Raw genomic sequence first — 26486 nt, forward strand, 5'->3', positions numbered from 1 at the left:
TAGTGTGGCATCTCAGCTATGCACCGGTCGGGTGTCAGGGCGGTGATGCGACTCCGGCATCGATCTCAATCCGTTGTTGCGGCCAGCGCTTCAGGGCGGCATGCCCGGCCTCGGTGAGCCCGTAGATTCCCCGGTCGGCCCGTTCGAACCAGCCATACACATTGTTAAGCAAGATCTTGCCGGCGTCAGGGCAGCGCTCGCGCAATTCGCGCACGGGCCGCGGCCCGTCGGCGAGCGCCGAGGCGCAGGCCAGAGCCTGCTGCCGATAGGCCGTCATGATCGGTGCGCGGGTGCTGCCGCCGAGCACGGGATCGCCCTGGCGGCGCTGGTGCTCCGCGACGAGACGCGACCGTACCTTCGGCTCGCGGCGGGGCGCCGCGGTCGGCGGCTTCACCAGCACCTCGACCTGGCCGCGATCGGTCACGCCGAGCATGCCGAAGCCGAGGCGGCGGCAGAGATTGCGATAGCGCGCATCGCTTTCACGCCCCTTGCCCCGGATCGACATCTTTGCCGCAATCCAGACCTCGTCGCCGGCCGGCGCGCGGTCGACCGCCTGGAGGATCAGCTCGAGATTGAAGGCGAGCTTGAGCTCGCCGATCACCACCACGGGCGGATCGCCGGCGCTGAGGCCCACGAGATCGCAGCCGCCGATCTCGCCCTTTACGGTGAAGCCGAGCTCTTCGAGGAAGCGTTTGACGGGCAGGTAAAGCGCGGTTTCCAAAGAACGTGTCCGAAGCTTGCGTTTCGATCGGAGAATCAGTTGCGGGCAGTCTAGCCCGGATCGGACACGGCCAGAGGGCCACGTTTCAGCCTACGAGCCGATCATAGTCGGCATGGGAGCCGATCCAGAACCAGACGTAGGCGTCGTTCGTCTCGACCGCCAACGCTCTATAGCGAAGGCCGACTCTAGCCGACCAAAATCGTCCGACTTTCTTGAATTGCAGCGATGGGTGGGTGGGATCGCTTTTCAAGAGCGCGAAATTCGCGTCTGCCAATTTCCTAACATTAGCAGGCAAGGCCGCGTAAGCTTTCCAAAATCTTGGCGAAGCCGCGTGTTCACAAGTCGCGCGTCTGCCCTGTGCGGTAGGCGTTCAGCGCTTCCTCGGCGAACGCATCGAGCCTTCCTGCTTGAGCGTCGCGCTCCAGGGCTTGATCAAAGCGCTGTGCATCAAACTGCTCGAACCACGCGCGAAAGCGTGCCAGTTCGCTTGGCGTCAGCAGCTCTACCGCTTTCTCAATATCTTCGGTCGTCATGACTTAAATATAGCAATTTCTGCTTGCTACGAAAAGACGGGCCGAACCTCTTCGATTAAACCCGCCCGCCGACCGGGATCAGCGCGCCGGTGATGCCGCTCGCGGCGTCGCTGGCGAGGAACAGGATCACCTCGGCGAGTTCCCGCGGCGTTACCCATTTGGAGAAGTCCGCCTTCGGCATGTCGGCGCGGTTGGCGGCGGTGTCGATGATCGACGGCAGCACCGCGTTCACGGTGACCTTGCCTTTCCACTCGTTGGCCAGCGACTCGGTGAGGCGATGCACGCCCGCCTTGGACGCCGCATAGGGCCCCATGCCGGAGCCTGCCTGGATCGCGCCCATGGCGCCGATATTGACGATGCGGCCGGCCCTGGACGTTGCGAGATGCGGCAGCGCCGCGCGCGAGGCGTTGAGCGCGGTCAGGACGTTCAGTGCGTACATGCGCTGCCAGGTCTTGACGTCGCCATCGCCCACGGTCTCGAAGGCGAAGCCGCCGGCGATGTTGATCAGCGCATCGAGCCTGCCGAAATGCTTGGCCGCCGCATCAATTGCCGTCTTCGCCTGGGGCGCCTCGGACAGGTCGACGCCGCCGATCTCGATGCTCTCGGGCGTTGCGGGAATCTGCGATGACGCGTGATCGATGCCGGCCACGCGCGCGCCGCGCGATCGTGCGATCTCCGCAACCACCTTGCCGAGCGCGCCGTGTGCGCCTGTCACGATCAGGACCTTGTCTTGCATCATCGTTCTCCGGGCACGGCTGTCTATGATTGCAGGTAGCGCGCCTGCAGCGCGGTCCGCTCCGCCGTGCCGAGCTTGAGGGCGTCGCGCAAATAGGTTTCGAGATCGCCATATTCACTGCCGATGGCTTCGAATGCAGCGGCAAGGTACGAGGCTTCGACGCTGCCGATGGCATTGCGTACGTCCTCCGGCAGGTCGAAGGCGGCCGTCGCATCGCGTTTGTAATGCCGGTTGGTGAGCAGGTAGTCCTCGGCAATGATTTCATCGGGTACGCCGAGCGCATGCAGGATCAGCGCGCTGGCGAAGCCGGTGCGGTCCTTGCCCGCAGTGCAATGGATCACCAGCGGCGCGCGATCTTCGAGGAGATGGCCGAACAGGTTGCGAAAGCTGTTCGTGTGGTGGCGAACGTAGTTGCGATAGGATTCGCGCATGAGCTCCAGCGCGACCGGTGCAGTCAGCGTGCCGCTTGCGAGTTCGGTACGCAGCGCAGCCACGACGCTCGGTTCGATCGGCAGCGAATGCACCGTGATCTCGCTGACGACGCAGACGCCGGCCGCGCGCTCCTCAACCCCACGGAAATCGAAAGCGCTCCGCACCCCGAGCGCCCTGACGATCTCGATATCGGCGGCGGTGAGCTGGCCGAGATGGTTGGAGCGGAAGATGTGCCGCCAGCGCGTGGTGCGGCCGTCGTTGGTCGGGTAGCCGCCGAGATCGCGAAAATTGCTGGCGCCTTGCAGGGCGAGGTGACGGGCAGGGGAATCTGACATGGGATCGGCTTCGGTTATGGTTCCATTGGGCGCACGAGGGGGCGTCCTTGAAAGCTATTACAGGGGGCGATCATGGGCCGGCACAAGGCCATTCTTTTGACGACCGCCATGCTGGCAGCTGGAATGACCAGTGCGCGACAGACTGAAGCGCAGATGTTCCAGACCTATCGCTGTGCCGATGGTACGCAGTTCGTCGTCGGGTTTTATGACGACGACAAGCGCGCCTTTCTCCAGATCGACGGCGAGCCGGTCACGCTCGCCAAGCGGCTGTCGGTCGCCGGAAAACGCTATTCGGGGGCGGGTATCACGCTGACCATCGGAAAGACCGGGGGCACCACGGTCAAGCATCTGAAGCGGCCGGTGACGGCCTGCGCGGTGATCTGAACGGCGCGGTTCACGCGAGCATCAAAAAGGGCCGAAACATCGCTGTTTCGACCCTTTTCGAGCTGCCGCCGGGCGCCTGCGAGACGCGGCGGTTTCAAACCGACCATAGGCATTAGCGATCCCATTTCGGCTTGGCGTCGTCGACCGCGTCCTGGTGGTACCAGCTGTCGCTGCAGATCGAGGCATTCGCCGGAAGCGAAGCGTGATCGGCAGGAAGGCGGGTCTCGCCGTAGCGGCGTCCCGCGAGAGCCGCGCGGCCCCCGACCGGGAATTGGTAGATCGTTGCCGATCCGTGACTCAGACCATTGTTCATCATTGCGATTTCTCCTTGGTCGAAGCGCCTTGGCCTCCATGGTGCGCCCGACTCGTTCGATTGTGGTTACTGGAATCCCCATATCGGCCGCGCATCCCGAAATGCAAAGTGCTGAAAACGAAATCAGTTTCCGCCTAATTTGTAGGCATGCGGCCTGCTGCATCCCCTAAGGCACGGTGTCGGTGGCCAACGACTGGGGCATTCCAAAGGTTGCTAGGCAGGGGTGTGGAGCTTTGCGAAAATTGCTGGACGTTGATGCGCGTTTCATCGGCAACTCCCGGCACGGGCCGGACTGCTTCAGAATCGGGCGCTTTTCACGGGATTTTTGCGGTGCAGCTACACGCAAAGGTGCGCGGCTATGACGCACGACGAGGTCGACATCGCCTCGACGCCGGGCCGGGGACAGTTGCGGTGGAGAACCTCCCGCGCTGCGGCCTTTTGGCACGTAAAATGCTTGTAAAGGGCCGGCCGATGATGGCCGGGTACAAAACGTTCGGGGGCCGCCAGGCCCCCAACCTTTCGCATCATCTACAGAGAGGCTCAATGACCAAGTATAAGCTCGAGTACATCTGGCTCGACGGATATACGCCGACTCCGAACCTGCGCGGCAAAACTCAGATCAAGGAATTCGCGTCGTTCCCGACGCTCGAGCAGCTTCCGCTCTGGGGCTTCGATGGCTCCTCGACCCAGCAGGCCGAAGGCCACAGCTCCGATTGCGTGCTGAAGCCGGTCGCCGTCTTCCCGGACGCCGCGCGCACCAACGGCGTGCTCGTGATGTGCGAAGTCATGATGCCCGATGGCAAGACCCCGCACGCCTCCAACAAGCGCGCCACCATTCTCGACGACGCCGGCGCCTGGTTCGGCTTCGAGCAGGAATACTTCTTCTATAGGGACGGCCGTCCGCTCGGCTTCCCGACCGCTGGTTATCCGGCGCCGCAGGGTCCGTACTATACCGGCGTCGGCTACTCGAACGTCGGCGACGTCGCTCGCAAGATCGTCGAAGAGCACCTCGACCTTTGCCTCGCTGCCGGCATCAACCATGAAGGCATCAACGCGGAAGTCGCCAAGGGCCAGTGGGAATTCCAGATCTTCGGCAAGGGCTCCAAGACCGCTGCTGACCAGATGTGGATGGCCCGCTATCTGATGCTGCGCCTCACCGAGAAGTACGGCATCGACATCGAATTCCACTGCAAGCCGCTCGGCGACACCGACTGGAACGGCTCCGGCATGCACGCCAACTTCTCGACCGAGTATATGCGCACGGTCGGCGGCAAGGAGTATTTCGAGGCCCTGATGGCCGCCTTCGACAAGAACCTGATGGACCACATCGCCGTCTACGGCCCGGACAATGACAAGCGTCTGACCGGCAAGCACGAGACCGCGCCGTGGAACAAGTTCAGCTACGGCGTTGCCGACCGCGGCGCTTCGATCCGCGTGCCGCACTCCTTCGTCAACAATGGCTACAAAGGCTATCTGGAAGACCGTCGTCCGAACTCGCAAGGCGACCCATACCAGATCGCTTCGCAGATCCTGAAGACGATCGCCTCCGTGCCGGCCGACAAGAAGGCTGCGGCCTAAGATCCTCCCGGCCCGGGCTGGGGGCTGGCCCGGGTTGGCTCTCAATCCGCCGGAGCTGAAAGGCTCCGGCGGATTTTTAGCATCTTGATGACAGCCATTCCCGAGACGCAGCAGGGCTGCGTCGCGTGAAGCCTGTCCATATCGGCCCAAAGCGGGATAGAGTGCCCGCAGGATGCGCGCAGGGCCGGGGACGGCTGGTGTTTGAAGGCTTCTACAAGGTGAAATTTCAGCTCGGCGACGCCGTCGGCCGGAGCGTGATGCATGCCGGCAACGGCAAGATGCTGGGCGGCAACTCGGCCTTCGCCCATATCGGCACCTACGAGAAGACCGACAGCGGCGTCGACGTCGTGATCAGCACCGTCCGCCATAACCCCGATCCGAACTACCGCGCCATGGCAGGCACCGACGATGCGACCTTGCTCGCCAAGGGCTGGGCGGATGGCGACCTCTATCGCTTCAAGGGTGAGCTGAAGGAACTGCCCGGCATTCCCTTCCAGTCGGTGATGACGCCGATCACGGAAGACGAGGTGCCGATCGCCGGTGGCGTCGGCGAAGCCGGCATCACGGACGGCCTCTACTCAATCCATCTGCGCATGCTCGACGGTCTGGACGGCGGCCTCACCGGCGTGATGCTGCTCAACCGGGGCCGCATCCTCGGCGGCGATGCGGCATTCTACTATCTCGGCAGCTACACCGCCGCGAACGGGCGCTGGAAGGGCCAGATACTCAACCAGGAGCACACGCCGGCCAAGGACGACCCGATCTTCGGCGGCCACGAGGTCGGTATCGGCTTCTCCGGCAGCTACGATGCGGAGCAGGCGGTGCTGGAGGCGACTGCGCTTGCCGGCAAGCGCAGCCTGCGCCTGACCGCCGCGCTCAAGCTGATGCATCGCGCCTGATCGCGACGGAAATCGCTCATGGAAATCCTTCGCATGCTTTCGACGCTCGGCCTGATGGGTGCGATGCGCAGCCTGTCGTCCGCGTACGAAGCCGCAACCGGCGTCCGCATCGACGCCGACTTCGCGCCGACCCTCGCTCTGCTGAAGCGCCTGCGCGACGGCGAGGCCGCCGATCTCGTGATCCTCACGCGCGAGGGGCTGGACGAGATGATCGCGGAGGGCCGCGTGCTCTCAGAGAGCGCCGCCGATCTGGCGCGCTCCTATGTCGGCATTGCCGTGCGGGCAGGGCAGGCGCATCCCGATATCGGAAGCGAAGCGGCGCTGCGCAGGACGCTGCTCGCAGCGCGGTCCATCGCCTATTCGCGGCTGGGCGCGAGCGGCGTCTACTTCGCCCAGCTGATCGTGCGGATGGGGATCGCAGCCGAGATCAACGCAAAGGCGACCATCGTCGAGCAGGGCTTTACAGCCGAGCGTCTCGTCAGCGGCGAGGCCGACCTCGCCGTGCAGCAGATCAGCGAGCTGAAGCAGGTCGGCGGCATCGAGGTGGTGGGACCGATCCCGCACGAGCTGCAGACACCGGCGGTGTTCTCCGCCGGCCGCATGGCAGGGGCGAAGCACGCCGACGCCGCGGACCGTCTGCTGCGCTATCTGGCATCGCCCGAGGTCGTACCCGTCCTGCGCCAATCGGGACTCGAGCCTTGAATTTGCCGGGGCGGGGACGCAACGTGACGACCATGCGGACTTGTCTCCTTGCCATCGTCCTCGTGCTTGCCGCGCCGTTGGCGGCGCGCGCGCAATCGGCCGATCTGGTGTTGTGCGACCGGGTCGCGGCCGATCCCAGCGATCCCGACAAGCCGGCTGACGTGAAGGGCGTCGCGGAGATCGCGTCTTCCGACGTCGCGACGGCGATCAGGTTCTGCAAGCAGGCCGCGCCGTCCTCGCGTCGCGCGATGTTCGCACTCGGCCGCGCTTACGCGGCCAACCGGCAGACGGCGGAGGCGATCGCTGCCTGGCGCAAGGCCGCCGACAAGGGATCGAGCGCGGCGATGGTCGAGCTCGGTGTTGCCTATGGCACCGGCTCCGGCATCGCCAAGGACGAGGCGCAGGCGCGAAAACTGTTCGAGAAGGCGGCGCAATCAGGCAACCCCCGCGGCGTCAGCAACCTTGCTGCGCTCGGCGGCGCAGGGGGCGCCGCGCCGGCCGATCCCGCGCAGGCGCGCGCGCTGCTCGGCAAGGCTGCCGAGACCAATGCGGAGGCGCAGTACCAGCTCGGCCTGATGCTTTCCGAAGGCACGGGCGGTGCGAAGGACGACGTCGCGGCGCGTGCGCTGTTCGAGAAAGCGGCGGCGCAAAATCATCCCGGCGCGCTGGAGCGGATGGGGGCCTTCGCACAGGAAGGCCGCGGCGGCGCAAAGGACAAGGACGCCGCGAAGACCTATTACGAGCGCGCCGCCGCGCTCGGCGACGAGGACGCCAAGAAAGCGCTGGAGCGGCTGCGCTGCCCCTATGCGATCAAGGACAAGCAGGGCAAGCTCGTCACCACGCTGTGTTTCTGAGCAGAGCCGCACGCGACGGAACCTCAATCGCGTGGACGCCGTTGATCTCAAGACACAACGGAGCGCGATCATGATCCGTAAACTGGCGTCGGGCGAATACCGCCTCTATTCACGCAAGGTGAATCCGAAGACCGGCAAGCGTCGTAACCTCGGGACCTTCCGGAGTCGCGCGGCCGCCGAGAAGCACGAGCGCGAGGTGCAGTATTTCAAGCGTCACTGAAGCGGGACGCCGTCCGCCGGAACAAAAATGTCGAAAACAACCCCATGCACAGTAGGCGGGGCCTTGAAATCGCAGCGGAATTACGCGCGATGGATTTTGCGAAACCCGCTTTGACCCGTCGGGCAAAACAGGAGCATGATGGCATTGTGGCGGGGAGGCGCCCCGCAAGGGCCCTGCGCGAAAAAGCCGGATGGCCTGGCTGGGGCAGCAGTGCTAGGTAGCCCACGATTCTTTTCCGATTTTGCGGGTTCATTGCGTTGCTGGACGGGCTCTACAAGGTTGAATACGGCGTCAACGATGCGTTCGGGCGCAGCATCATGTGCCTGCACGACGGCAAGATGCTGGGCGGTAATTCGGCCTTCGCGCATCTCGGCACCTATGTCGAGCGCGATGGCGAGATCATCGCCGAGGTGATCACCGAGCGACATAACGAGGATCCCCATTACAAGCCGCTGATGGGCGCCGACGTCGCCAGGATCGGCGCACGCGGCCGGCTGCACGGCAACCAGATTCGTCTTGCCGGCGGCGCGGATACCATGCCGGGCGCCGGTTTCTGGGCCAACCTGACGCGGCTCGACGACGGGGCGCTGCCGCCACGCGGCACGATCGGGCAGGGCGGCATCGCCAACGGGCTCTACGGGATGGGTCTGCGCGCGCTCGACGGTGTCGAAGCGGGTCTCTCCGGCGTCATGCTGCTGATCGACGGCCGCATCCTCGGCGGCGATGCGTTCTTCTACTATCTCGGCTCCTATTCCTCGGCGGACGGCCGCTGGAAGGGCGAGATGCTCAACCAGGAGCACACGCCGGCCAAAGGCGAGAACCCCGTGTTCGGCGGCTATGAGGTCGGGATCGGCTTCTCCGGGACCTGCAACGAGGACAGCGGCGAGTTCGAAGGCATCGCGCTTGCCGGCAAGCGCAGCTTGCGGCTGGCGGCTTCGCTGAGGTTGATGAGAAGGGCTTAGGACGTTTGCCGGGCGGATGTCCGGTTGCTGAGGTGAAGCGGCCCTCGACGCGTCGGCGCGGCGATGTCAGCTAGTGACCCGAAGCGGGCATGCGCCATCTCGCCGCATTTGCGACGCGGCAGTTGCATTCGCAGCAAGTGCGACGACCATTGACACCTGATACTCTGCACCTGTCCCCCCAGCTGCGATGAGGATCGAATGAAGCGGCGGGAGTTCATGGCGACTGCTGCGGCGCTGGTCGTTTCGCCACGACGGTTGGGGGCGCAAGGAATGCCTCGCCGTATCGGTTTCTTCGGTTTCTTAGATCCGATAGCTCGCGAAGCGTGGCGCACCGGCTTACGTGAAAGGGGTTGGATCGAGGGCAAGAACCTGCTCATCGAATATCGCAATTATGCAGACGCCTCGGATCGCTTGCAAACCTTTGCTGCGGAGTTGGTAGCCCTAGCTCCCGATCTGATAGTTGCCGCCGGGCCGCAAGCAGCCTCCGCCCTGAAATCGGCCACCATTCCGATTGTCTTCGTGGTTGTTGCCGATCCTGTTGGACTTGGCCTGGTTCAAAGCCTCTCGCGCCCAGGCGGCAACATGACCGGTCTTACCTCGTGGGTTCCGGGAGATTGGTTTGGAAAACAAATCGAAATCCTCCGCGAACTGATACCCCATGCCGCAAAAATTGCGCTCTTAGTCAATCGCGACAACCCAATGCACAGGCTGCTGTTAGCTGAGGAGGTACCAAGCACAGCCCGAAAGCGCGGGGTCGCTCTGTCTATAGTCGAGGCGACTAAGACCGAGGAACTCGACACCGCCTTTGCTTCAGCAGCTGCCCAGCGCGCCGATGCAATGATCGTTTTTGGCGACATTCTGACCATTCGCCAAGCCCCGCGAGTTGTCGGGCTCGCGGCGGAGTACCATTTGCCCGCGATTTACTTCTTCCGACAATTCGCCGATGGCGGATTGGTCGTCTACGGCCCCGATATAGCCGATCTATTCCGCCGTGCAGGCGGCTACGTCGATAAGATCCTCAAGGGCACCAAGCCTGCCGATCTGCCGGTAGAGCAGCCGACCAAGTTCGAGCTAGTCATCAACATGAAAACGGCGAAAGCGCTCGACCTCACTGTGCCGCCCTCGTTACTCGTTCGTGCCGATGAGGTGATCGAATAGAGATGGGATTTGCTGCGATGCATGAATCCAATGCCCGACGCTGCACCGGTCACGAACGCAGTCTTTCCAGCGAGTTCCTTCACGCGCAGCCTTCCCGTGGAAGCGGACACCTGGCGCCAATAAGCCAAGTGTCCCCGGGCGCCATATGACCCCGTTTTCGAGCGATTGGGAAGCGTGCCGAATGTCCGCTTGTGACCCCGTGGCTGACCTCGGTCGCCGCCTGTCGGATGTCAGCAAGCGACCCCAAGGGGACTATTTCATTTCCGTCAGGTACTCCGCGGAAATCCGACCACGCCTGTCAGGATCTCCATCTCCTGCCCACCACGTCACGACTTATTCTGTCTTGCCTCCACATATCGCGCGAAGCTATCGAGGATCGCCTGCCAACCGCCTTGCTGTTGCTCGACGGAGTGCGTCGGTTCGCTATCGAAGACGACGCGGACGACAACTCCTTTTGGGCCGGGCACGAATTCAACTTCGGCCTTTCGATCGCCGAACGCGTATTCGATCCGCTTGTGTTCAACGATCTTCGTGTAAGTGCCGGCGAAGTCGAAACCCATGCTGCCGTCCTTGGCCTCCATGCGCGACGAGAACGCGCCGCCATCACGCAGGTCGACCGTAGCCCTGGTCGTATGCCAGTCGTCGGACGCTGCGTTCCACTTCACGATATCGGCAGGCGTCGTATAGGCACGCCAGACCTGATCGACGGGGGCTGCTACGTTGGTCTCGACGGTAATTCTCATGGGCATTGCTCCAGGTTCACTTTGACGGTTCGAGGCGACGACATCACTTCACGTCGCGGGTCCATACAGGGCACTTCCGGGAAGTGTCCACCCGAGGACGATCGAGACTGGCCGATGCCGACATGGTCACGCCGTTCATGTGTAAAAAAACGAAAGGGTGTCATCAAAACGCCTCTGGGCCATCCGCTATCGACCGCGATCAAATTCACGGGCACTATCTGTGGCGAGTTCGGTATCGGCGCCGAGGCAAAGATCATGACGCCGATGCCCGAGGCGGAAGTTGCTCTCGACGCGTCGAGGAACGGCCTCTAGCGCAGCTTGTTGGTCCGGGAAGCAGTCAGGAGGCGTGACCATGGAACGCATCAGCAAGGGCCAGATCCTCCTGCTCGCCGTTTTGGCAATGATCCTGATCCTGACCGGTGTCTGGGCCGTTTCGGTATGGAATGCCAGCAGCGGGGTCGAGATCGGCAAGCACGGCTGGATCGCGCTAGGCCTTGGCACATTTTTCTCCTTGCTGATCGGATGCGGACTGATGGCGCTGATGTTCTTCAGCAGCCGCAGCGGTCACGATGACAGCGCCGATCCCTTCCGCCACAAGCAAGACAAATCGGCCGAGTGACGTTCGAGGTCGCATCCAGCCCGCAACCAATTTCGGCGCGGCGAGCCGATCATGTCGCCTCCAAACTCAGAGGAGATGGCAATGATGCGGACGGTCGAGGTTTATGGGCCCCAGGCTGCGGGGTGAAAGGACGGAATTGGCACCCGGCAGGGCGGATCCGTACCCCGCCGGGCTTCCCCTGGGGGCCCGCATGGCCTAAGACGCTGCAACGCAAAAATCCCCCAAAAGATACTCATGATCCGCCTCGACAACGTCAGCAAGCAAGCCGGCCACCAGATCCTGTTCATTGAAGCCTCTGCCGCCCTCAACAAGGGCGAGAAGATCGGCCTCGTCGGGCCGAACGGTGCCGGCAAGACCACGCTGTTCCGGATGATCGCCGGTGAGGAACTGCCCGACGAGGGGCAGGTTTCGACCGATCGCGGCATCACCATCGGCTATTTCAACCAGGACGTCGGCGAGATGTCTGGCCGCAGTGCCGTGGCCGAGGTGATGGACGGGGCCGGTCCCGTCAGCGAGGTCGCGGCCGAGCTGCGCGAGCTCGAGGCCGCCATGGCCGACCCTGACAAAGCCGACCAGATGGACGAGATTATCACCCGCTACGGCGAGGTGCAGCACCGTTTCGAGGAGCTCGACGGCTATGCGCTCGACGGCCGCGCGCGCGAAGCGCTGTCCGGCCTCGGCTTCAGTCAGGAGATGATGGACGGCGACGTCGGAAAACTCTCCGGCGGCTGGAAGATGCGCGTGGCGCTGGCGCGTATTCTTTTGATGCGCCCCGACGTCATGCTGCTCGACGAGCCGAGCAACCATCTCGATCTCGAAAGCCTGATCTGGCTGGAAAAATTCCTGCACGACTACGAAGGCACGCTGCTGATGACCTCGCATGACCGCGAGTTCATCAACCGCGTGATCTCCAAGGTGATCGAGATCGATAGCGGCTCGCTCACCACCTATACCGGCGATTACGAATTCTACGAGCAGCAGCGGGCGCAGAACGAGAAGCAGCAGCAGGCGCAGTTCGAGCGCCAGCAGGCCATGCTCGCCAAGGAGATCAAGTTCATCGAGCGCTTCAAGGCGCGCGCCTCTCATGCCGCTCAGGTGCAGAGCCGGGTGAAGAAGCTCGACAAGATCGAGCGGGTCGAGCCGCCGCGCCGCCGCCAGAGCGTGGCGTTCGACTTTCCGCCGGCACCGCGCTCGGGCGAGGACGTCGTGGCGCTCAAGAACGTGCACAAGGGCTACGGAGCCAAGCGGATCTATGACGGGCTCGATTTCATGATCCGGCGCAGGGAGCGCTGGTGCGTGATGGGCGTCAACGGCGCCGGCAAGTCGACGCTGCTCAAGCTCGTCGCGGGCGCGAGCGAGCCGGACCAGGGCACGGTGGCGGTCGGCGGCAGCGTCAAGATGGGCTATTTCGCCCAGCACGCGATGGACCTGCTCGACGGCGAGCAGACGGTGTTTCAGTCGCTCGAATACGCGTTTCCGACCGCGGGGCAGGGCTCCTTGCGCGCGCTCGCCGGCTGCTTCGGCTTCTCCGGCGACGATGTCGAGAAGCGCTGCCGCGTGCTCTCGGGCGGCGAGAAGGCGCGGCTGGTGATGGCCAAGATGCTGTTCGACCCACCGAACTTCCTGGTGCTGGACGAGCCGACCAACCACCTCGACCTCGCCACCAAGGAGATGCTGATCACGGCGCTTTCGGATTTCGAGGGCACCATGCTGTTCGTCTCGCATGACCGGCATTTTCTGGCGACGTTGTCGAACCGGGTGCTGGAGCTGACGCCGGAAGGCATCCATCAGTTCGGCGGCGGCTACACGGAATATGTCGCGCGCACCGGGCAGGAGGCGCCGGGGTTGCGGAGCTAATCTCTGCTCTTTCCCGCAACCTTGCCCGCAATCTTGGCGATGGCCTCGATCTCGTTGGTCCAGATGCCGCCGGAATAGTCTTGCGGCAACTGCGCGAACGCTTCCGGCGTATCGATGCCGGTGGAGAACTCTCCGCCGCTGTAGGGACCGAGCACGAACACCGCGCTGTTGACGCCGTTCATGCGTGCGAGGAAGCGATCGGGCCAGCCCCATAGCCAGGGTGCGGCGTTGATCGGCACCAGCACCATCGCGTTGCGGCAGGCCGCCGGGACCAGGCCGGTCCAGCCATAGCCGATATAACGGATCAGGCAGCTCCGGATCGCCGCACGCGAGATCGTGCGTACGTCGGGGGTGAGGCGACGGATCGCCTCGATGGGCTCGTCGCCGCCATAAACCATGACCGCGCGGCGCCGCTCGGCCGGCAGCGCATTCAGCACGCCGGCAAGTGTCTCGCCTTCGTTCGGGTCTCGGCTCTTCACGTTGATGAGGAGTTTCTTGTCAGGGAAGGTGGCCAACACCTCGGACAATGTCGGCATCATTCCAATCCCCTTGCCGCGGAAGGGGAAGGTCTTGCCGCCGTCGGCGGTGTAGCCGTAGCCGATATCGAGCATTTTCAGCTTCGCCATGCTCTGCTCGCGCGTGACGCCGTGGCCGTCGGTACGGCAGTCGAGCGTCCAGTCGTGGAACACGGCGAATTCGCCGTCGGTCGTCGGATGCACGTCGATCTCGACCACGTCGGCGCCGGCGTCAAAACCGGCGCGCATCGATGGAATGGTGTTATCGAGATAATCGTGGGTCGGCGGCAACATCCGCGCGGCGGTGCAGGTGTCGTTCTTCACATCGCGCTCATCGAAGCGTTGCGCCATGCCGCGATGGGCAAGCAGCACCGGCTTGCCGCCCTGATGCGGCGCCAGAAGGCTGGTGTTGTTGATGTAGACGCCTGCCGCGACGGCGATGATGGCTGTCGTCGCGAATTTGAGTTTCCAGCCCACAGATGATTCCCAATTCCGCGATCACCCTCAGTGGTATTTGAGGTTGATTTGCGGCGATCGTTTCGCAGGGGCGCTGTCCGCATCGCACCGCTTGAACGGCCCCATGCCAGTCGCTACGCTCCTGCAAAAAAGGGGAGTGAAACGGCGATGAAGCAACTCCGGATCGGCGACATCACCATCGACGCCGTGATCGAGCGGGAGGGGCCGTGGCGGCGGCCGCAGGATTTCTTCCCGGCCTATGATGAGGGCGTGTTTGCCCATCATCTGCCGACGATGGAGCCGGAGGTCTTTGACGCCGCGCGCGGCATGATGGTGATCACCTATCAGACCTTTGTGGTGCGTACGCCGCGCTACACCATTCTGGTCGACACCTGCACCGGCGAGGACAAGGGCCATCCGCCGCCGTTCGATTTTCCCGGCAAGGAGCGTTGGCGCAACGAGCTGTTCGCGCTCGGCATCTCTTTCGAGCAGATCGACTACGTGTTCTGCACGCATCTGCATATCGATCACACCGGCTGGAACACGACGTTGCGCGACGGACGCTGGGTGCCGACGTTTCCGAACGCGAAATACGTCTTTCACAGGGGTGAGTATGCGGCCTGGGAGGCGGAGAACGCCAAGGGCTGCAATCCGCCCGGTACGGTGTTTCGCGACAATTGCCTGCCGATCGTCGAGGCCGGGCAGGCGCTGCTGGTCGACGATGGTTACGCGCTCGACGACACCATCACGCTGACGCCGACGCCGGGGCATTCGCCCTGTCATTGCTGCGTGAACATTTTTTCGAAGGGCCAGTGCGCGGTGGTCGCGGGCGACCTCATGCATCACCAGATCCAGTGCCGCGAGCCGGACTGGTCGGCGAAGCCGGATTGGAACCAGAAGCAGTCGGCGCTCTCGCGGCGAAAATTCTTTGCGTCTGTGGCGGACACCGACACGCTGATTTTGCCGATTCATTTCCCGGCGCCGACGGTGGGGCTGATCAGGCCGCTGGGCGATGCGTTTGATTACAAGTTCAAGCGGGAGTGAAGTGTCTCCGCATCGTCATGGCCGGGCTTGTCCCGGCCATCCACGAACTTTCAAGCGCCACGAAGAACGTGGATGCCCGGGACAAGCCCGGGCATGACGGAGTTCGTGGAGCGATTGTTCGCTGACCAGCAGCGAATGCAAAGCGCCTTACGCGCCGACTTCGCACTTCTTCATAAAACTGTTCTTGGCGGCGCCGGCGAGGGGCTTGCCGTCGGCGCTGACGGCCTTGGGCGTGCAGGCGTCGGCCTTGCACTTCTTCATGAACGAGGTCTTGGCGGCGCCGGCCAGCGGCTTGCCGTCCTTGCCGACCGCCTTGCTCTCGCAGGTTTCTTGCGCGAAGGCCGAGCCCGCTGCAAAGGTGGCGACAATCGCAGCCAGGAAAATCCGCTTCATCATGGGTGTCTCCGTCAGCCAGAAATGGCGGAGAGATTGGAGCCGGGAATCGTGGCGCAATCAAGCTGGATGAGGGCCTGCCATCCGGTCCGGCTGGCGATTTTTTCGAAGCGGAGTCGGCCAGGCTCGCTTCCTGTTGCACTGCTCGCTGACCACGGCGGGCAATGCTGCTAGGCTTGGCCAGCTTAGCCGGACGGAGCATCGTGATGGACGCCGTGATCCCGAAACGCCAGGAAGCCGCCGATCAGCATTCGCATCTGGTTCGGCCTCAAGACATGGATTGGCAGACGACGCGCTTTCCCGGCTGCGAGGCGAAGACGCTGCTGTTCGATCGCCGCACCGGCCTGATGACCGCCTTGATGCGGTTTGCGCCGGGATCGGTGCTGCCCGATCACGAGCATGTCGGCATCGAGCAGAGCTGGGTCATCGAAGGCACGCTCGTCGACAAGGAGGGGCCGGCCAGGGGCATCGCCTGCAAGGCCGGCGAATTCATCTGGCGCGAGGCAGGCAGCCGGCATGCCGCCTGGTGCCCGGACGGGGCCCTGATCCTGACGATCTTCCAGGTGCCGAACAAGTTCTTCGAAGCCGACGGCCACGTGGTCGACGCCGCCGGTCAGGACTGGGACGAAACCTGGGGACACACGGCGGCGCAGCGGGCGCGGAGCGCGTGATAGGCGGTTCGGCACGGCTCACGTCGTGCCGCCGATGCTTCTGACGAGCATGGCGACCTGAACGGCGATCAGGCGCCGCATCTCCTTGCCGCTCCTGGCCGTTTCCCGCAGTCCGCGCATGCCGAACACGAGGCAGCGCGCCAAAACTTCGGGCTCGTCTGCTCCCCTTGCAGACCGCACCTGATCTCCAATGAGCTCGACGACCAGGGACTGGAAATTGTCATAGACCTGTCTGACCGCGGGGAAGCGGAGGTCGAAGAGATCGGCCGAATCCGGATGCGCCTCGACCAGGTCGAAGCCATGGCATCCCCAGGATTTGCAGGCGTGGAGCAGCTTGGCGTGAAGCCCGTCGAGGCGGGCGATCGCGGCCCTGATCTCGCGATGCTTCTGCTCGTCCATTCCCCGGATGACTGCCGCGAACACCGCGTCCTTGTCGGGGAAGAGCAGGTAGAGCGCGGGTCGCGATATCCCCGCCTCAGAGGCGATGTCGCCCATCGTCGTGCGGGCATAGCCGTAGCGCGAAAAGACCTCGGTCGCGGCCGCGACGGCAAGCTGTTCTTTCGAGGCGCGGGATTGAACCATGGTCTCCCCATCAATCGTTCGCATCTTGACAAAATTTCGATAATTGTCAACTTGTCATAATCCGGCGAACCAAGAGGGTGTTGCGAGATGAACGACGAAGCGCGACTAAAGACGTGGAACGCCTATCAGGCCGCATGGGGGCCCGTTGGGGAAAGCGAGCGACGTCGGCTGCTCGAACAGAGCGTGGCCGCGGATTGCGTGTACACGGATCCGGGCTCGCAGGTGGCGGGGCGGGAAGCCTTGATGGCCCGCATCGGGCAGACGCAGCTAAAATTTCCGGGCGCCTGCTTCAGGAACGACAGCTTCCTCGAACACCACGAGCAGGCGCTTTTCCGCTGGACCATGTACGACGGCACCGGCCGCGTCTTCGTCAAGGGCGAGAGTTTTGGGCGCTTTGGTGCAGATGGCCGCCTGGTTCAGGCGACCGGCTTCTTCGAGCTGCCGGCTGCCACGTCCTGATGGCTGGCCGACGGGCTCAAACGCCGCGCGCGAGCAGGGCCTTGAAGTCGGCTCGCGCGCGCTGCGCCTCGGCACGCGCGACGTCCGAGGCGTCGCCCATGCCAAAATAGCCGTGGATCAGGCCCGGGCCCTCGTGATGCTTGACCCGCACGCCGGCGGCCTCCAGCGCCCGCGCATAGGCAGCGCCCTCGTCGCGCAGGGGATCGAACCAGGCGGTGGTCACGACCGCGGGTGCGAGGCCCGCAAGTGAGGCGGCCCGCAGCGGCGAGACGCGCCAGTCCAGGGCATGGCCGGGATCGGCGAGATAATGGCCGCAAAACCATTCCATCGTGGCACGCGTCAGAAAGTAGCCCTCGGCATTCTCGGCGCGCGAAGGATAGCGCGCGTTCTCGCGCGCGTCGGCGTAAGCGCCGAGGACGTCGGTCACGGGGTAGACCAGCAATTGTGCGGCGAGCTTGATGCCAGCATCGCGGCAGGCGATCGCAGTGGTCGCGGCGAGATTGCCGCCGGCGCTGTCGCCGGCAACGCCGAGGCGTTTTGCGTCGCCGCCAAATTCCGCGACGCGGTCGAAGATATCACTCACGGCGGCGCAGGCGTCCTCGAACGCGCCCGGAAAGCGAGTCTCCGGCGGGCGGCGATAGTCGACGGAGATGACGACGGCGCCGGTCTCGATCGCAAGGTTGCGCGCCTGCCGGTCATGGGTCTCGAGGTCGCCCGCGACCCAGCCGCCACCGTGGAAGAACACCACGGTTGGCGCGGGCGTGCTGCCGATCCGATAAACGCGTGCAGGAAGCGGGCCGGCGCCGCCTTTCACCTTGATATCCTCGACGCTGTCGACGGGCGGCGGCGGGATGGCGGCGCGCGAGGCAGCCAGTGCGCGCAAGGAATCGCGGGCGCTCTGTGGCGTCATGACCGTGGGATCGCGCATCGGCATGAGCGGAATGATCTGGGCGATGACGGGATCGAGTGGCGTGGCCATGGCAGTTCCTCCAGGGTTCTTGGTCTTGCTTGCGAGTGAGCATAGATTTTGCGCGCCGCATCGGCAACCGGCCGTGTCGTCACGCCGATGGATGAAGGGCAGGGAGGTCCACGAGGTGGAATTCGAAACGCTGGTCCAGTCGCGCCGCAGCGTGCGCGGCTTCAGGAACGGGCCGGTGCCGCGCACGGTGATCGAGGCGATCATCGAGAGCGCCAAGCGTGCGCCGTCGTCGATGAACACTCAGCCCTGGCATGTTCATGTGCTTACCGGCAGCCCGCTCGAGGAGGTCCGCCGCCGCAACATGGACGAGATGATCGGCGGGGCCACCTGCGCTCCGACATCGTGCGCGAGGTCGCGAAAATTCCGGAGGACGAGGTGATCATGACCTGCGTCGCGATGGGCTATCCCGACGACGACTTTGCCGCAAACGCCGTTCGCTCGGACCGCGAGCATAACGAAGAGTTCGTGCGCTACGTGGGTTTTGCCGATTAGGACGATGAAGAGGAGATTATTCTCTCGCAAAATTTTTTTGGTGCGGAGTCGTTCGCAGGCTCTTGCAATCTCGAAAATGCGGGAGGAACAATAAGCCTCGTGATAGGTTTGTTGCTGGCGCGAGGGAATTGACATGCGGCGGCTGGCTAGCTTGGTTCGATGGTTCTTCGGCCCGCGGCTGCGGCGCCCCATCGATGCTGATCCAAGTCTTCCTTTCACACCCGAAGAGTTCGGCCGGCTGATTCGCAGCGGCCGGCATGAGGACATGAAACTGCTGGCCGATGGGCTGGCCTGCCGGTCCATCCCGCACCGCGCCAGCCATCGCGCCACGCATTAGCCGGGGCTCGCTTCGCGGCCATCGCCAGCCGCCGGCCTTATCGCGTGAGCGCGACCTGCCTGAACGAGGTCACCAGCACTTTTTCCAATTTTCCGCTCATCCCGCAGAGGACGTCGTAGGCTTCCGCACGAGGCATGGTGGGCTTGTAATGCCGGTACTCGATCAGCGCTGCGAAGATGTCGGAGATCGTGAGAATCCTTACGACGTCGCCGATGCTCTCGGCGCAGAGCGCATCGGGATAGCCGCTCCCGTCGAGATATTCGTGATGATGGCGAACGGCATCGAGGATCTCCGGCGAAATCTTGTCGTGGCCCTTTAGAAACTCATGGCCAGCGGCCGGATGGGTCTCGATCAGGGCACGTTCCTCCGCATCGAGGCGGCCCGGCTTGTCGAGAATGGCGAGCGGGATCTGCGCCTTGCCGATGTCGTGGAACATGGCCGCCGAGTAGAGGCGCTCCAGATCGGCTCTTCCGACACCGAGGCTCAGGCCGAAGTCGATGGCGACGCCGGTCACGAGCAGGCAGTGCTGATAGGTTCCCTCGTGATGGCGCCGCACCGTCGTGAGCCATTCCGAAAGGCCTCGCTGAGTTATGCGGTCGGCGATCTGGCGGCCGGCCTCCTTGGTGCCATCGACGTCGAGGGGCTGGCCAAGGGTGACGGCCGTAAACATCGAGGCGATCGCGGTTGCCGCGGCCTCGACCGCGTTGTCGGACCGTGCCATCTCGCCCGGCGCGGCGGAGGACGGATCCGCCGGATCGCACAGCGCAGACAGTAGTTTGGGCCGGTTGATCGTACCGGACAGGACGTGCGTCGCCCCGAGCGCGTAGGCTTGCGAGATACCGACGTGAGAGCTGTGCTCGAGGAGAAATATCCGCTTCTTCGCCTTGGCGAGCTTGCCAGCCCGTCTCTTGAGGGCAGCGATATTGTCGACGTCGCGCAGGTCCGCGCGGATGACGATGGCGGCGGGCACCTGCGACAGCTTGGCTTCGGCGTCCAGCCGTTCGCCGGCGACGGCGAAACGGTCCTCAAGGATCGTGCAGACGCCGGCCAGCCTTTCGGACGTATCCGCCAGCACATGCACGAAGGAACGGGCCGCTTCCTTCTCGCGGATGCCGTCCGCGTTGACGGGGCTGAGGATGGTTCGCGCGTCCTGCACGGCTCGACCTGGACTATCGTGGATTGCAATAATTGGGATGAATTGTTGGCCTATTTGCTCCGGGCGACGGTCTGCGTAGCGGCCGAGGGTGCGCTCGCCGGCTTCTTTTTGCCATCAGCGGTGACGAAGTGAATGCCGGCCGTGGTGCCATCGATCCAGACCAGCTCGCAGCGCCGATAGGCGAGCCCGGTCGACGACAGCAGCATGAAGAATTCCTTGGCCTGCAGCACGTCCAGCGTGCCCTCGACCTCGACCTTTGCGCCTGTCTGCGACACGTCGAGCAGAACGCACCTGCGCCGCCATGTGCCGTCAGAGCCCATCAGATTGACGGCCTGCCTGTGGTCCATCCGCACGCGCGCCGCCTTGCGGCCGTCGAACTTCATCGGCTCCCCCCCGTTTTTGCGCCGCGATCTCGCCGACTGCTCTCCTTGACGCTTGCGGCGATTTTCCCCCACCGCACCGTCCACTGACTGGTCGACAGAAGCAGCGTCTCGAAAACGTGTTGTGCGCGTTCGCGCTCGGCAAAGGAAAGCCTGGTGCCGCTGCGGTTGCTCAGGATGGCAAGCGTGGTCTGCCAGTTCAGCCGCGACGCCCGGCAGGCCATCACCAGGCCCTCGCAATCGCCGTCGATCATGACGTGCTCGACGATCTCGATGGGGGTCCCCGAAAGCACCGACAAGGCGGTGAACAAATTGGCGGTCTCGCCACGGATCGCGAAGCGGTTCACCGCAGAATCGTTGAGCTTGCCGATGCGGTTGAGCGCGACGATCTCCGGCCGTGCGCTTGCGTAGGCGGCCGCGCTAGGCAGCTTGGGCACGATCGGCGCTGCCGCTCGAGGACACGAGACGGTGGAAGCCTTTGGCTCCGCGCGAGCGTCGGGGGCCGGCGAGGCCGGCAGCAACTTCCGCAGGACCGGATCTGGCGTGCCTGGTCTGAGCGCCAGGGCCTTCGTGAGTTCGTCATCGCTTGCACACGGCTCAACGAGCGCGACGTAGGCGGCATCGGAGAACCGTGCCCCTGCGTTACTGATCAGCGCAAGGTGAACGGAGCGGCCGCCGCGCTTGATGAGCGTCTCGGTCAATCGGGGTTCGATGCGCGCTCGGACAGCAATCGCGAGTTGCTGCGGTTCGCCACTCGAAATCGCGATTGTTTCGAGATCGGACGTGGAGAGCGCCTGCGATTTGAGCAGAACGGGGCAGGCCACGCCGGGATTGTCGTGTAAGGCAAGACGTTGCAGGGTCTTCGGCGGAGCCACTTTGAGCTCGGCAAGCGCCGCGCCGAGTTGAATCAATGCGCTGGCCTCGACTCGCTCCGTCAATCGAAGCAGGACGCCGTCGACCACACTGGCCAGCAATTCCTGAGGCCGGTCGCGGCTGCCGGTGAGCAGCTGCAAAATGCCTTCGAGGATGCGAGCGCAGCGGTCCAGCGGGCAAGTTGCGACCGCATCCTCCAACTCGACCAAAATATCAGCAGGCGAATTTGCCATCATGGCAGGAGCCTGAAATAAAATAGCTATACAATTTAACGAGCTTTATTGGGCCTCAAAGGTGTTAATTTTTAATTTTGATAATTAAATCCCAGGTGTTAATGCGCCGCGGCATTTCGGGAAATGCTATCGAAATTCGGCAAGCCTCGACGTCCGGGCTTGTCCTTTCAGTTGGACTCTTCCCAATTGATCAGGACACGTTAGGATTGATTCTTCAGGTCCGACGAAAACCAAAAAGGGGGGAGCGGATCGGCACCGTTGCCAAATGCGCGTCGATTGCGACGCCGGGTTTCGTATTTTCATGAACAGCATTGATGATGTGCCCAGGCTGGCACTCAAGACATTTCGTTTTTCAGATGTCGACGAATTTCGAAGCGCCATACGCGGGCTGAATTTCGAGTTCACGCCTTTCGTACGGAAGATTTCGTCTGAGCAGACAATTCTGTCGTTGCCCGGGTGCGACGTGAATTTGACGCGCGCGTTTCCCCGGGTCGTTGATGCACAGCTCGTCGGGAATTGCACGGCGATCGGCTTCACGATGGACGACCTCAACGTCCCCATTCGCTTCAATGGCTCGCAACGTGCACGTCCAGTCGTGGTCATTGGCAGCGGCGGTGCGGCCTACACCGTCATCGAGGAGGTGCAGCGGCAAATCGCCTCAGTGATTTTCAGCCCGGAGGTGAGGGACCGCGGCTGGCCCAGAGCTTCCCAGAGCTTCAAGATTTTCGAAACGAGTGCCGCTGGCCTGGACCGGCTGCGCCGTGTGGTGCGTGAGGTGCTGGCCGCGGCCTCAGAGCCCGTCGAGGCGTCAGATCTCCCGGTCAAGGCAAGAGCAATGAAGGAATCCCTGCTCGCGGCCGTCGACCACGTGTTGGGAGATGTCGTTTCGGTCCGCTGGACGCTGCGCCCCAATGACGAGCGGAACTTCAGGATGTTCCGGGATATCAGTGCGCTACTGTCCGATGACCTCTCCCAGCCGATCTACAGCGAGGAGATTGCCCGCAAGCTCGGACTGTCCGTCCGCACCATGCACGACGTCATCCGCCGCTATCGCGGCATGAGCCTGCACCGTTACTTGCGCCTGCGTCGGCTGTGGCTGGTGCGCCGGCGGCTGCTCGCCGGCGCCGACAGCGTCAAGGCGGTGGCTCTTGCGTTCGGCTTCTGGCATCTCAGCGACTTCTCCCGAAGTTACCGCGACCAGTTTGGCGAGACGCCGTCGCAAACGCTGGAGCGCGGACGCGGGCGATAGTTGACGGATCGAGTAGGGCCGGACGCCGGTTTGTGCTACCGTCCGGCCATGAGCAATCGCATTCTCGTCCTCTACGGTTCCTACCGTTCCGACCGCATGGGCATCCGCCTTGCGAATTTCGTCATCAATCGGCTGCGCGCGCGCGGCGACGATGTCACCTTCATCGACGCCAAGGCGATCGGCCTGCCGATGCTCGACCGCATGTACAAGGAGTATCCGAAGGGTTCGGCACCTGAAGCGCTTGAGAGTCTGGCGGGACAGATCCGCGGCGCCGACGGCTTCGTCTTCGTCACCGGCGAATACAATTGGGGCATCCAGCCCGGCCTGAAGAATCTCACCGACCACTTCCTCGAAGAGTGGTTCTGGCGTCCGGCCGCGATCGTGAGCTATTCCGCCGGCCGTTTTTCCGGCGCGCGCGCCGCGACCGCCTGGCACGGCACGCTGTCGGAGATGGGCATGGTGGTGGTGTCGAGCACCATCGGGGTCGGTCCGATCGCGCAGACATTGTCGGCCGAGGGCGAGCCGACCGGCGACGGCGGCAAGGCCCTGGAGCGCTCGTTCCCGCGCTTTGCCGACGATCTCGCCTGGTGGATCGAGGCCGCCAAGGCGCAGCGGGCGCGCAAGGCACCGCCGTACTGAACTTGTCTACGCCGCCCTGACCTCGCCGAGGAAGCGGTCGAACTGGCCGGCGAGATCGCGCGACTGCGTCGAAAGCTGCTCGGCGGCGCCGAGCACTTCCCTTGCGGCTGCGCCGGTGTCGTCGGCGGCGCGCTGCACGCCTGCGATGTTGGTGTTGACCTCCTGGGTACCGCGGGCGGCCTCCTGGACGCTGCGGGCGATCTCCTTGGTCGCCGAGCCCTGTTCCTCGATCGCCGCGGCGATCGCGGTGCCGATCTGGTCGATCTCGCCGATGACGTCGGCCACGTTGCGGATCGCGGCCACGGTCTCGTCGCTCGCGGTCTGGATCGCCGTGATCTGCTCGGAAATTTCGGTGGTGGCCTTGGCGGTCTGGCCCGCTAGCGATTTCACCTCGGAGGCGACCACGGCAAAGCCGCGGCCGGCCTCGCCGGCGCGGGCGGCCTCGATGGTCGCGTTCAGCGCGAGCAGGTTGGTCTGCTCGGCAATGCTCTGGATCAGCGTGACGACGTCGCCGATCTTCTGCGCGCCCTCGGCGAGGGTGCGTGCGGTGTCGCCGGTGCGGCGGGCGTTCTCGACGGCGCGGGCCGCGATCTCGGTGGATTGTGCGACCTGACGGCCGATCTCGGAGATCGAGGAGGTCAGCTCTTCGGTGGCGCTGGCGACGGTCTGCACGTTGGTCGAGGTCTGCTCCGACGCTGTGGCGACGACCGCGGCCTGGCTGTTGGTCTGGGCCGCCGTCGAGGTCATCGACTGTGCGGTGCTTTCCATGGTCGAGGAGGCCCGGGACAGGCCGCCGACGAGCTCGGTGACCTTGGCCTCGAACGCGCGGGTGAGCTCGTCGAGCGCCTGGGCGCGGCGCATCTTGCCGTCATTCTCGACCTGCTTCTCGACCGCGAGCCGGTCGGCCCGGATCATGTTGTCCTTGAAGACCTGGACGGCGGCAGCCATCGCCCCGATCTCGTCGGAGCGCGCGGCGCCGGGGATACTTTCCGCAACCTCGCCCTCGGCAAGCCGCGACATCCGGCTCGTCAGGCTGACGATCGGCGCGCAGACGCGGCGGCGAACCATCCCGATGAGGCCGACGCTCGCGACGAGCACGGCGGCAAGGCCTGCAAGCGCGATGGTGAAGCTGGTGCGCGCGGCCGAGGAGGCGCCGGCGAGGATCTGCTCGGCATTATCGTAGAACGCGTCGCGGACCTCGATGATGGTGCTGAGGCCGCGCTGCGTGGCGGCGTAATAGGTGTCCATGTCGTGTTCGTACTTGCCGCTGACCGCGCCGTCCTTGACGAGCTTGAGCTCGCGGCCAAATTCCTCGACATAGATCGAATTGAACTTTTCGAGCGCAGCGCCGACGTTCGCCGGCGTTGCCGGATTGCCGCGCAACTCCAGTAGTGCCATCACGAGCTGGTCGTTGCGGCCCTGCGAGCGGCCGATGTCGGCCTTCTCGGCGTCGGTCGCCGGCTTCTTGCCGCCGACGAGGTTCTTGTGCAGGCTGGAGTTGAAGCCGCCGACGTCGCGCAACGTCATGGCGGTATTGGCGTAGCTGGCCTGCCGGTAGGCATCACCGTTTAGGATCGCCATGCGGCGGACCTGCTCGTTGAGCAGCGCGGTCACGCCGCTGTTGAGCACGGCATTGTCGGTGACGATCTTCTTGGCCGCGTCCTTGCGGGCCTCCGCCGGCCCGGTGAGCGCCTTGTCGATGGCCTCGCGCAAGGCGGTGAATTTCGCATTGATGCCATCGATGTTGCTGCCGATGGTGTTGCCGTCGTCGAACGAGCCGGGCAGCTCCTTGCGCAGCGCGTTCATCCTGTCGCGGGCGCCGTCGGTCTGCTTGCGCAGCTTGTCCTGTTCGGCGAGCAGCGCAGGGTCGATGGTGGCAGGGCCGTAGAGGATGTTGGTGGAAAAGCCGCGCTCGGGGTTGAGATAGCGCGGGATGTCGCTGGCAGCGCGGACGATCGCCAGGCGGCCTTGCGCCTCGCTGATCCGCTCCATCGTCTGGTACTTGGTCACGGCAACATAGACGGCGAGGCCGCCGCCCACGGTCGAGAGCGAGACGATGGCGGTGGTCAGGAGCGTACCGATTTTCATGATCTATCCGGCAATTGGCGCGGGGGAGAAAGATATTCTCCGAAAGTTAGGATGCCCGTGTTAATCTCGGGTTTACGCTCAGGCCGATGGCGCCCTCTCAACTGTAGGTCGCGCTTACCGATCCCAGCGGACCAAAATCGGCAACGTAGGTTTCGCCAGCCTTCGGCCGCAGCATGCCAGTCAGCGTGCCCGTGCTGATCGTCTGGCCGGCCTTGAGACCGATGCCTGTCCGCGACAGCTCGTTGGCAAGCCAGGTCAGCGGCACCAGCGGATGGTCAATCGCCTCTGCAGCGGAGCCGCGACGCCTCTCGGCGCCATTGCAATTGAGGATGACGTGCTGATTGGCGATGTCGCGGTGGCGCCAGTCGGTGATGGGCTCTCCGAGCACGATCGTTCCCGATCCAGAGCCGTCCGCCATGATCGCCGGCATTGCGGGAAATGCCGCATCGTGAACGAAGCGGCACTCCGCTAGCTCGATGCCGGGATGCAACGAGGCGACGGCGTCGCCGACCTCACCCACCGCATAGGGCTTCGCGCGCGGTGGCAGGTCGGCGCCGAGACGTGCCTGATACTCGACTTCCGGTATCGGGCTGCATTGCCTGGCGTGCTCGACGCTGGCGGGCGAGCTCTTGATCAGAGGCGCGAACACTCGCCCATAGATCGGCGAAGAGATGCGGAGCTGGCGCTGGAGTCCGGGCTTCATGCCGGCGATCTTCCAGCCGACGACATCCCAGCCCAATTCCTCTTCCACCATCCGTGCAACGTGGTACGCCGTGTCTGCATCCGGCGGGACCAGCCGTTCTTCGAGGCCGCTTTGCTGCCGGCCCTCGCGGCGCAATTTGGCGAGATGACGGGCGAGTTCGCGCTGTCGGGAAAGGTCCACGGTGCGTCTCC

Annotated in this window: 33 protein-coding genes; 17 read left to right on the forward strand and 16 right to left on the reverse strand. The window is 64.0% G+C overall.

The genetic code is table 11. The annotated features are described in order from the left end of the window. Positions 1–34: 34 nt before the first annotated feature. From XI03_RS14845 to XI03_RS14865, 5 genes are all read right to left on the reverse strand, one after another. Positions 35–721, reverse strand: coding sequence for a DUF2161 domain-containing phosphodiesterase (locus XI03_RS14845; protein WP_104463135.1), 687 nt, complete (start codon positions 719–721; stop codon positions 35–37). A gap of 85 nt (positions 722–806) precedes the next feature. Continuing rightward, positions 807–1016: a ParE family toxin-like protein gene (locus XI03_RS14850; RefSeq protein ID WP_271592528.1), complete on the reverse strand. Its 210-nt coding sequence runs from the start codon at positions 1014–1016 to the stop codon at positions 807–809. A 40-nt stretch (positions 1017–1056) separates the two neighbouring features. Next, positions 1057–1254 (reverse strand): hypothetical protein, encoded by a 198-nt coding sequence (locus XI03_RS14855; protein ID WP_028144949.1) that lies wholly within the window; start codon positions 1252–1254, stop codon positions 1057–1059. A gap of 55 nt (positions 1255–1309) precedes the next feature. Next, positions 1310–1990 carry an SDR family oxidoreductase gene (locus XI03_RS14860; protein WP_271592549.1) on the reverse strand — a complete coding sequence of 227 codons (681 nt, stop codon included), beginning with the start codon at positions 1988–1990 and terminating at the stop codon, positions 1310–1312. A 23-nt stretch (positions 1991–2013) separates the two neighbouring features. Then, positions 2014–2757 carry a tyrosine-protein phosphatase gene (locus XI03_RS14865; RefSeq protein ID WP_038946570.1) on the reverse strand — a complete coding sequence of 248 codons (744 nt, stop codon included), beginning with the start codon at positions 2755–2757 and terminating at the stop codon, positions 2014–2016. A gap of 72 nt (positions 2758–2829) precedes the next feature. Between XI03_RS14865 and XI03_RS14870 the strand changes: the two genes are divergently transcribed. Continuing rightward, complete coding sequence (locus XI03_RS14870) at positions 2830–3141, forward strand: MliC family protein (protein ID WP_095424278.1); 312 nt, start codon at positions 2830–2832, stop codon at positions 3139–3141. A gap of 112 nt (positions 3142–3253) precedes the next feature. Here the strand turns inward: XI03_RS14870 and XI03_RS14875 are convergent, their stop codons facing one another. After that, positions 3254–3457, reverse strand: coding sequence for a DUF2735 domain-containing protein (locus XI03_RS14875; protein WP_063194202.1), 204 nt, complete (start codon positions 3455–3457; stop codon positions 3254–3256). 540 nt (positions 3458–3997) lie between these two features. On the opposite strand from XI03_RS14875, the gene XI03_RS14880 reads away from it, so the two are divergent. From XI03_RS14880 to XI03_RS14910, 7 genes are all read left to right on the forward strand, one after another. After that, entirely contained in the window at positions 3998–5032 is a 1035-nt protein-coding gene (locus XI03_RS14880) for a glutamine synthetase beta-grasp domain-containing protein (RefSeq protein ID WP_271592529.1), read from the forward strand. A gap of 197 nt (positions 5033–5229) precedes the next feature. Beyond that, positions 5230–5931: a GrlR family regulatory protein gene (locus tag XI03_RS14885; protein ID WP_271592550.1), complete on the forward strand. Its 702-nt coding sequence runs from the start codon at positions 5230–5232 to the stop codon at positions 5929–5931. Positions 5932–5949: 18 nt separating this feature from the next. After that, positions 5950–6633: a substrate-binding domain-containing protein gene (locus XI03_RS14890; protein ID WP_028144942.1), complete on the forward strand. Its 684-nt coding sequence runs from the start codon at positions 5950–5952 to the stop codon at positions 6631–6633. A 32-nt stretch (positions 6634–6665) separates the two neighbouring features. After that, a complete protein-coding gene (locus tag XI03_RS14895) occupies positions 6666–7487 on the forward strand; it encodes a tetratricopeptide repeat protein (RefSeq protein ID WP_038946574.1) in 822 nt (273 codons plus the stop codon). A 70-nt stretch (positions 7488–7557) separates the two neighbouring features. After that, positions 7558–7707 (forward strand): hypothetical protein, encoded by a 150-nt coding sequence (locus XI03_RS14900; protein WP_007591825.1) that lies wholly within the window; start codon positions 7558–7560, stop codon positions 7705–7707. A 257-nt stretch (positions 7708–7964) separates the two neighbouring features. Beyond that, positions 7965–8669, forward strand: coding sequence for a hypothetical protein (locus XI03_RS14905; protein WP_271592530.1), 705 nt, complete (start codon positions 7965–7967; stop codon positions 8667–8669). Positions 8670–8867: 198 nt separating this feature from the next. Further along, the gene (locus tag XI03_RS14910; protein WP_038946576.1) at positions 8868–9827 is read left to right on the forward strand and encodes an ABC transporter substrate-binding protein; all 960 of its coding nucleotides are present in this window, start codon (positions 8868–8870) and stop codon (positions 9825–9827) included. 326 nt (positions 9828–10153) lie between these two features. On the opposite strand, the gene XI03_RS14915 is transcribed toward XI03_RS14910, so the two are convergent. Beyond that, the gene (locus tag XI03_RS14915; RefSeq protein WP_038972926.1) at positions 10154–10570 is read right to left on the reverse strand and encodes an SRPBCC family protein; all 417 of its coding nucleotides are present in this window, start codon (positions 10568–10570) and stop codon (positions 10154–10156) included. A 352-nt stretch (positions 10571–10922) separates the two neighbouring features. Here XI03_RS14915 and XI03_RS14920 point away from each other — a divergent pair, with 352 nt between their 5' ends. Together XI03_RS14920 and XI03_RS14925 are read left to right on the forward strand one after the other, a co-directional pair. Continuing rightward, positions 10923–11189 (forward strand): hypothetical protein, encoded by a 267-nt coding sequence (locus XI03_RS14920; protein ID WP_028144937.1) that lies wholly within the window; start codon positions 10923–10925, stop codon positions 11187–11189. 234 nt (positions 11190–11423) lie between these two features. Beyond that, a complete protein-coding gene (locus XI03_RS14925; protein WP_028144936.1) occupies positions 11424–13046 on the forward strand; it encodes an ABC-F family ATP-binding cassette domain-containing protein in 1623 nt (540 codons plus the stop codon). Here the strand turns inward: XI03_RS14925 and XI03_RS14930 are convergent. Then, positions 13043–14038 (reverse strand): glycerophosphodiester phosphodiesterase family protein, encoded by a 996-nt coding sequence (locus XI03_RS14930; protein WP_038946578.1) that lies wholly within the window; start codon positions 14036–14038, stop codon positions 13043–13045. The two genes, XI03_RS14925 and XI03_RS14930, sit on opposite strands and share 4 nt — an antisense overlap. Before the next feature lie 147 nt (positions 14039–14185). Between XI03_RS14930 and XI03_RS14935 the strand changes: the two genes are divergently transcribed. After that, the gene (locus XI03_RS14935) at positions 14186–15061 is read left to right on the forward strand and encodes an MBL fold metallo-hydrolase (RefSeq protein WP_271592531.1); all 876 of its coding nucleotides are present in this window, start codon (positions 14186–14188) and stop codon (positions 15059–15061) included. A 147-nt stretch (positions 15062–15208) separates the two neighbouring features. Here the strand turns inward: XI03_RS14935 and XI03_RS14940 are convergent, their stop codons facing one another. After that, on the reverse strand, positions 15209–15457 hold the full coding sequence (locus XI03_RS14940) for a hypothetical protein (protein ID WP_271592532.1): 249 nt from the start codon (positions 15455–15457) through the stop codon (positions 15209–15211). A gap of 203 nt (positions 15458–15660) precedes the next feature. Between XI03_RS14940 and XI03_RS14945 the strand changes: the two genes are divergently transcribed. After that, on the forward strand, positions 15661–16125 hold the full coding sequence (locus tag XI03_RS14945) for a cupin domain-containing protein (protein WP_271592533.1): 465 nt from the start codon (positions 15661–15663) through the stop codon (positions 16123–16125). Positions 16126–16143: 18 nt separating this feature from the next. On the opposite strand, the gene XI03_RS14950 is transcribed toward XI03_RS14945, so the two are convergent. Beyond that, positions 16144–16707 (reverse strand): TetR/AcrR family transcriptional regulator, encoded by a 564-nt coding sequence (locus XI03_RS14950; protein ID WP_038946582.1) that lies wholly within the window; start codon positions 16705–16707, stop codon positions 16144–16146. An 87-nt stretch (positions 16708–16794) separates the two neighbouring features. Between XI03_RS14950 and XI03_RS14955 the strand changes: the two genes are divergently transcribed. Then, on the forward strand, positions 16795–17166 hold the full coding sequence (locus XI03_RS14955) for a nuclear transport factor 2 family protein (RefSeq protein ID WP_028144931.1): 372 nt from the start codon (positions 16795–16797) through the stop codon (positions 17164–17166). A 16-nt stretch (positions 17167–17182) separates the two neighbouring features. Here the strand turns inward: XI03_RS14955 and XI03_RS14960 are convergent, their stop codons facing one another. Then, a complete protein-coding gene (locus XI03_RS14960) occupies positions 17183–18145 on the reverse strand; it encodes an alpha/beta hydrolase (protein ID WP_038970148.1) in 963 nt (320 codons plus the stop codon). Positions 18146–18218: 73 nt separating this feature from the next. On the opposite strand from XI03_RS14960, the gene XI03_RS14965 reads away from it, so the two are divergent. After that, positions 18219–18524, forward strand: coding sequence for a nitroreductase family protein (locus XI03_RS14965; protein ID WP_244429076.1), 306 nt, complete (start codon positions 18219–18221; stop codon positions 18522–18524). A gap of 246 nt (positions 18525–18770) precedes the next feature. Next, the gene (locus XI03_RS14970; RefSeq protein WP_018322924.1) at positions 18771–18974 is read left to right on the forward strand and encodes a hypothetical protein; all 204 of its coding nucleotides are present in this window, start codon (positions 18771–18773) and stop codon (positions 18972–18974) included. Positions 18975–19011: 37 nt separating this feature from the next. Here the strand turns inward: XI03_RS14970 and XI03_RS14975 are convergent, their stop codons facing one another. From XI03_RS14975 to XI03_RS14985, 3 genes are read right to left on the reverse strand one after another with little or no spacing between them, the layout of a single operon-like run. Continuing rightward, a complete protein-coding gene (locus XI03_RS14975; protein WP_028144928.1) occupies positions 19012–20130 on the reverse strand; it encodes an HD-GYP domain-containing protein in 1119 nt (372 codons plus the stop codon). A gap of 50 nt (positions 20131–20180) precedes the next feature. Continuing rightward, positions 20181–20513, reverse strand: a complete 333-nt coding sequence (locus XI03_RS14980) for a PilZ domain-containing protein (protein ID WP_271592534.1) — start codon at positions 20511–20513, stop codon at positions 20181–20183. Continuing rightward, positions 20510–21619 (reverse strand): DUF2336 domain-containing protein, encoded by a 1110-nt coding sequence (locus XI03_RS14985; RefSeq protein ID WP_271592535.1) that lies wholly within the window; start codon positions 21617–21619, stop codon positions 20510–20512. The genes XI03_RS14980 and XI03_RS14985 overlap by 4 nt, the downstream gene beginning before the upstream one ends. Positions 21620–21917: 298 nt before the next feature. Here XI03_RS14985 and XI03_RS14990 point away from each other — a divergent pair, with 298 nt between their 5' ends. Both XI03_RS14990 and XI03_RS14995 read left to right on the forward strand, forming a co-directional pair. After that, a complete protein-coding gene (locus tag XI03_RS14990) occupies positions 21918–22865 on the forward strand; it encodes an AraC family transcriptional regulator (protein ID WP_271592551.1) in 948 nt (315 codons plus the stop codon). Between the two features lie 48 nt (positions 22866–22913). Further along, positions 22914–23504 (forward strand): NADPH-dependent FMN reductase, encoded by a 591-nt coding sequence (locus XI03_RS14995; RefSeq protein WP_038946585.1) that lies wholly within the window; start codon positions 22914–22916, stop codon positions 23502–23504. Positions 23505–23510: 6 nt separating this feature from the next. Here XI03_RS14995 and XI03_RS15000 read toward each other — a convergent pair whose 3' ends face one another. Both XI03_RS15000 and XI03_RS15005 read right to left on the reverse strand, forming a co-directional pair. Continuing rightward, positions 23511–25592, reverse strand: a complete 2082-nt coding sequence (locus XI03_RS15000) for a methyl-accepting chemotaxis protein (protein WP_271592536.1) — start codon at positions 25590–25592, stop codon at positions 23511–23513. A gap of 97 nt (positions 25593–25689) precedes the next feature. Then, on the reverse strand, positions 25690–26475 hold the full coding sequence (locus XI03_RS15005; RefSeq protein WP_028144922.1) for a 2-keto-4-pentenoate hydratase: 786 nt from the start codon (positions 26473–26475) through the stop codon (positions 25690–25692). Positions 26476–26486 lie beyond the last annotated feature (11 nt).

Source organism: Bradyrhizobium sp. CCBAU 65884 (assembly GCF_028128835.1).
GTDB lineage: Bacteria > Pseudomonadota > Alphaproteobacteria > Rhizobiales > Xanthobacteraceae > Bradyrhizobium > Bradyrhizobium ottawaense.

What these genes read in the sequence shown, in the direction of transcription:
- XI03_RS14945 (WP_271592533.1), top strand. Translation starts at nt 15,661, where the DNA reads ATGGACGCCGTGATCCCGAAACGCCAGGAAGCCGCCGATCAGCATTCG.
- XI03_RS14915 (WP_038972926.1), bottom strand. Translation starts at nt 10,570, where the DNA reads ATGAGAATTACCGTCGAGACCAACGTAGCAGCCCCCGTCGATCAGGTC.
- XI03_RS14960 (WP_038970148.1), bottom strand. Translation starts at nt 18,145, where the DNA reads ATGGCCACGCCACTCGATCCCGTCATCGCCCAGATCATTCCGCTCATG.
- XI03_RS14860 (WP_271592549.1), bottom strand. Translation starts at nt 1,990, where the DNA reads ATGCAAGACAAGGTCCTGATCGTGACAGGCGCACACGGCGCGCTCGGC.
- XI03_RS14865 (WP_038946570.1), bottom strand. Translation starts at nt 2,757, where the DNA reads ATGTCAGATTCCCCTGCCCGTCACCTCGCCCTGCAAGGCGCCAGCAAT.
- XI03_RS14985 (WP_271592535.1), bottom strand. Translation starts at nt 21,619, where the DNA reads ATGATGGCAAATTCGCCTGCTGATATTTTGGTCGAGTTGGAGGATGCG.
- XI03_RS14875 (WP_063194202.1), bottom strand. Translation starts at nt 3,457, where the DNA reads ATGATGAACAATGGTCTGAGTCACGGATCGGCAACGATCTACCAATTC.
- XI03_RS14935 (WP_271592531.1), top strand. Translation starts at nt 14,186, where the DNA reads ATGAAGCAACTCCGGATCGGCGACATCACCATCGACGCCGTGATCGAG.
- XI03_RS14925 (WP_028144936.1), top strand. Translation starts at nt 11,424, where the DNA reads ATGATCCGCCTCGACAACGTCAGCAAGCAAGCCGGCCACCAGATCCTG.
- XI03_RS14910 (WP_038946576.1), top strand. Translation starts at nt 8,868, where the DNA reads ATGAAGCGGCGGGAGTTCATGGCGACTGCTGCGGCGCTGGTCGTTTCG.
- XI03_RS14855 (WP_028144949.1), bottom strand. Translation starts at nt 1,254, where the DNA reads ATGACGACCGAAGATATTGAGAAAGCGGTAGAGCTGCTGACGCCAAGC.
- XI03_RS15000 (WP_271592536.1), bottom strand. Translation starts at nt 25,592, where the DNA reads ATGAAAATCGGTACGCTCCTGACCACCGCCATCGTCTCGCTCTCGACC.
- XI03_RS14900 (WP_007591825.1), top strand. Translation starts at nt 7,558, where the DNA reads ATGATCCGTAAACTGGCGTCGGGCGAATACCGCCTCTATTCACGCAAG.
- XI03_RS14920 (WP_028144937.1), top strand. Translation starts at nt 10,923, where the DNA reads ATGGAACGCATCAGCAAGGGCCAGATCCTCCTGCTCGCCGTTTTGGCA.
- XI03_RS14990 (WP_271592551.1), top strand. Translation starts at nt 21,918, where the DNA reads ATGAACAGCATTGATGATGTGCCCAGGCTGGCACTCAAGACATTTCGT.
- XI03_RS14895 (WP_038946574.1), top strand. Translation starts at nt 6,666, where the DNA reads ATGCGGACTTGTCTCCTTGCCATCGTCCTCGTGCTTGCCGCGCCGTTG.
- XI03_RS14890 (WP_028144942.1), top strand. Translation starts at nt 5,950, where the DNA reads ATGGAAATCCTTCGCATGCTTTCGACGCTCGGCCTGATGGGTGCGATG.
- XI03_RS14980 (WP_271592534.1), bottom strand. Translation starts at nt 20,513, where the DNA reads ATGAAGTTCGACGGCCGCAAGGCGGCGCGCGTGCGGATGGACCACAGG.
- XI03_RS14950 (WP_038946582.1), bottom strand. Translation starts at nt 16,707, where the DNA reads ATGGTTCAATCCCGCGCCTCGAAAGAACAGCTTGCCGTCGCGGCCGCG.
- XI03_RS14940 (WP_271592532.1), bottom strand. Translation starts at nt 15,457, where the DNA reads ATGATGAAGCGGATTTTCCTGGCTGCGATTGTCGCCACCTTTGCAGCG.
- XI03_RS14995 (WP_038946585.1), top strand. Translation starts at nt 22,914, where the DNA reads ATGAGCAATCGCATTCTCGTCCTCTACGGTTCCTACCGTTCCGACCGC.
- XI03_RS14880 (WP_271592529.1), top strand. Translation starts at nt 3,998, where the DNA reads ATGACCAAGTATAAGCTCGAGTACATCTGGCTCGACGGATATACGCCG.
- XI03_RS14870 (WP_095424278.1), top strand. Translation starts at nt 2,830, where the DNA reads ATGGGCCGGCACAAGGCCATTCTTTTGACGACCGCCATGCTGGCAGCT.
- XI03_RS14955 (WP_028144931.1), top strand. Translation starts at nt 16,795, where the DNA reads ATGAACGACGAAGCGCGACTAAAGACGTGGAACGCCTATCAGGCCGCA.
- XI03_RS14970 (WP_018322924.1), top strand. Translation starts at nt 18,771, where the DNA reads ATGCGGCGGCTGGCTAGCTTGGTTCGATGGTTCTTCGGCCCGCGGCTG.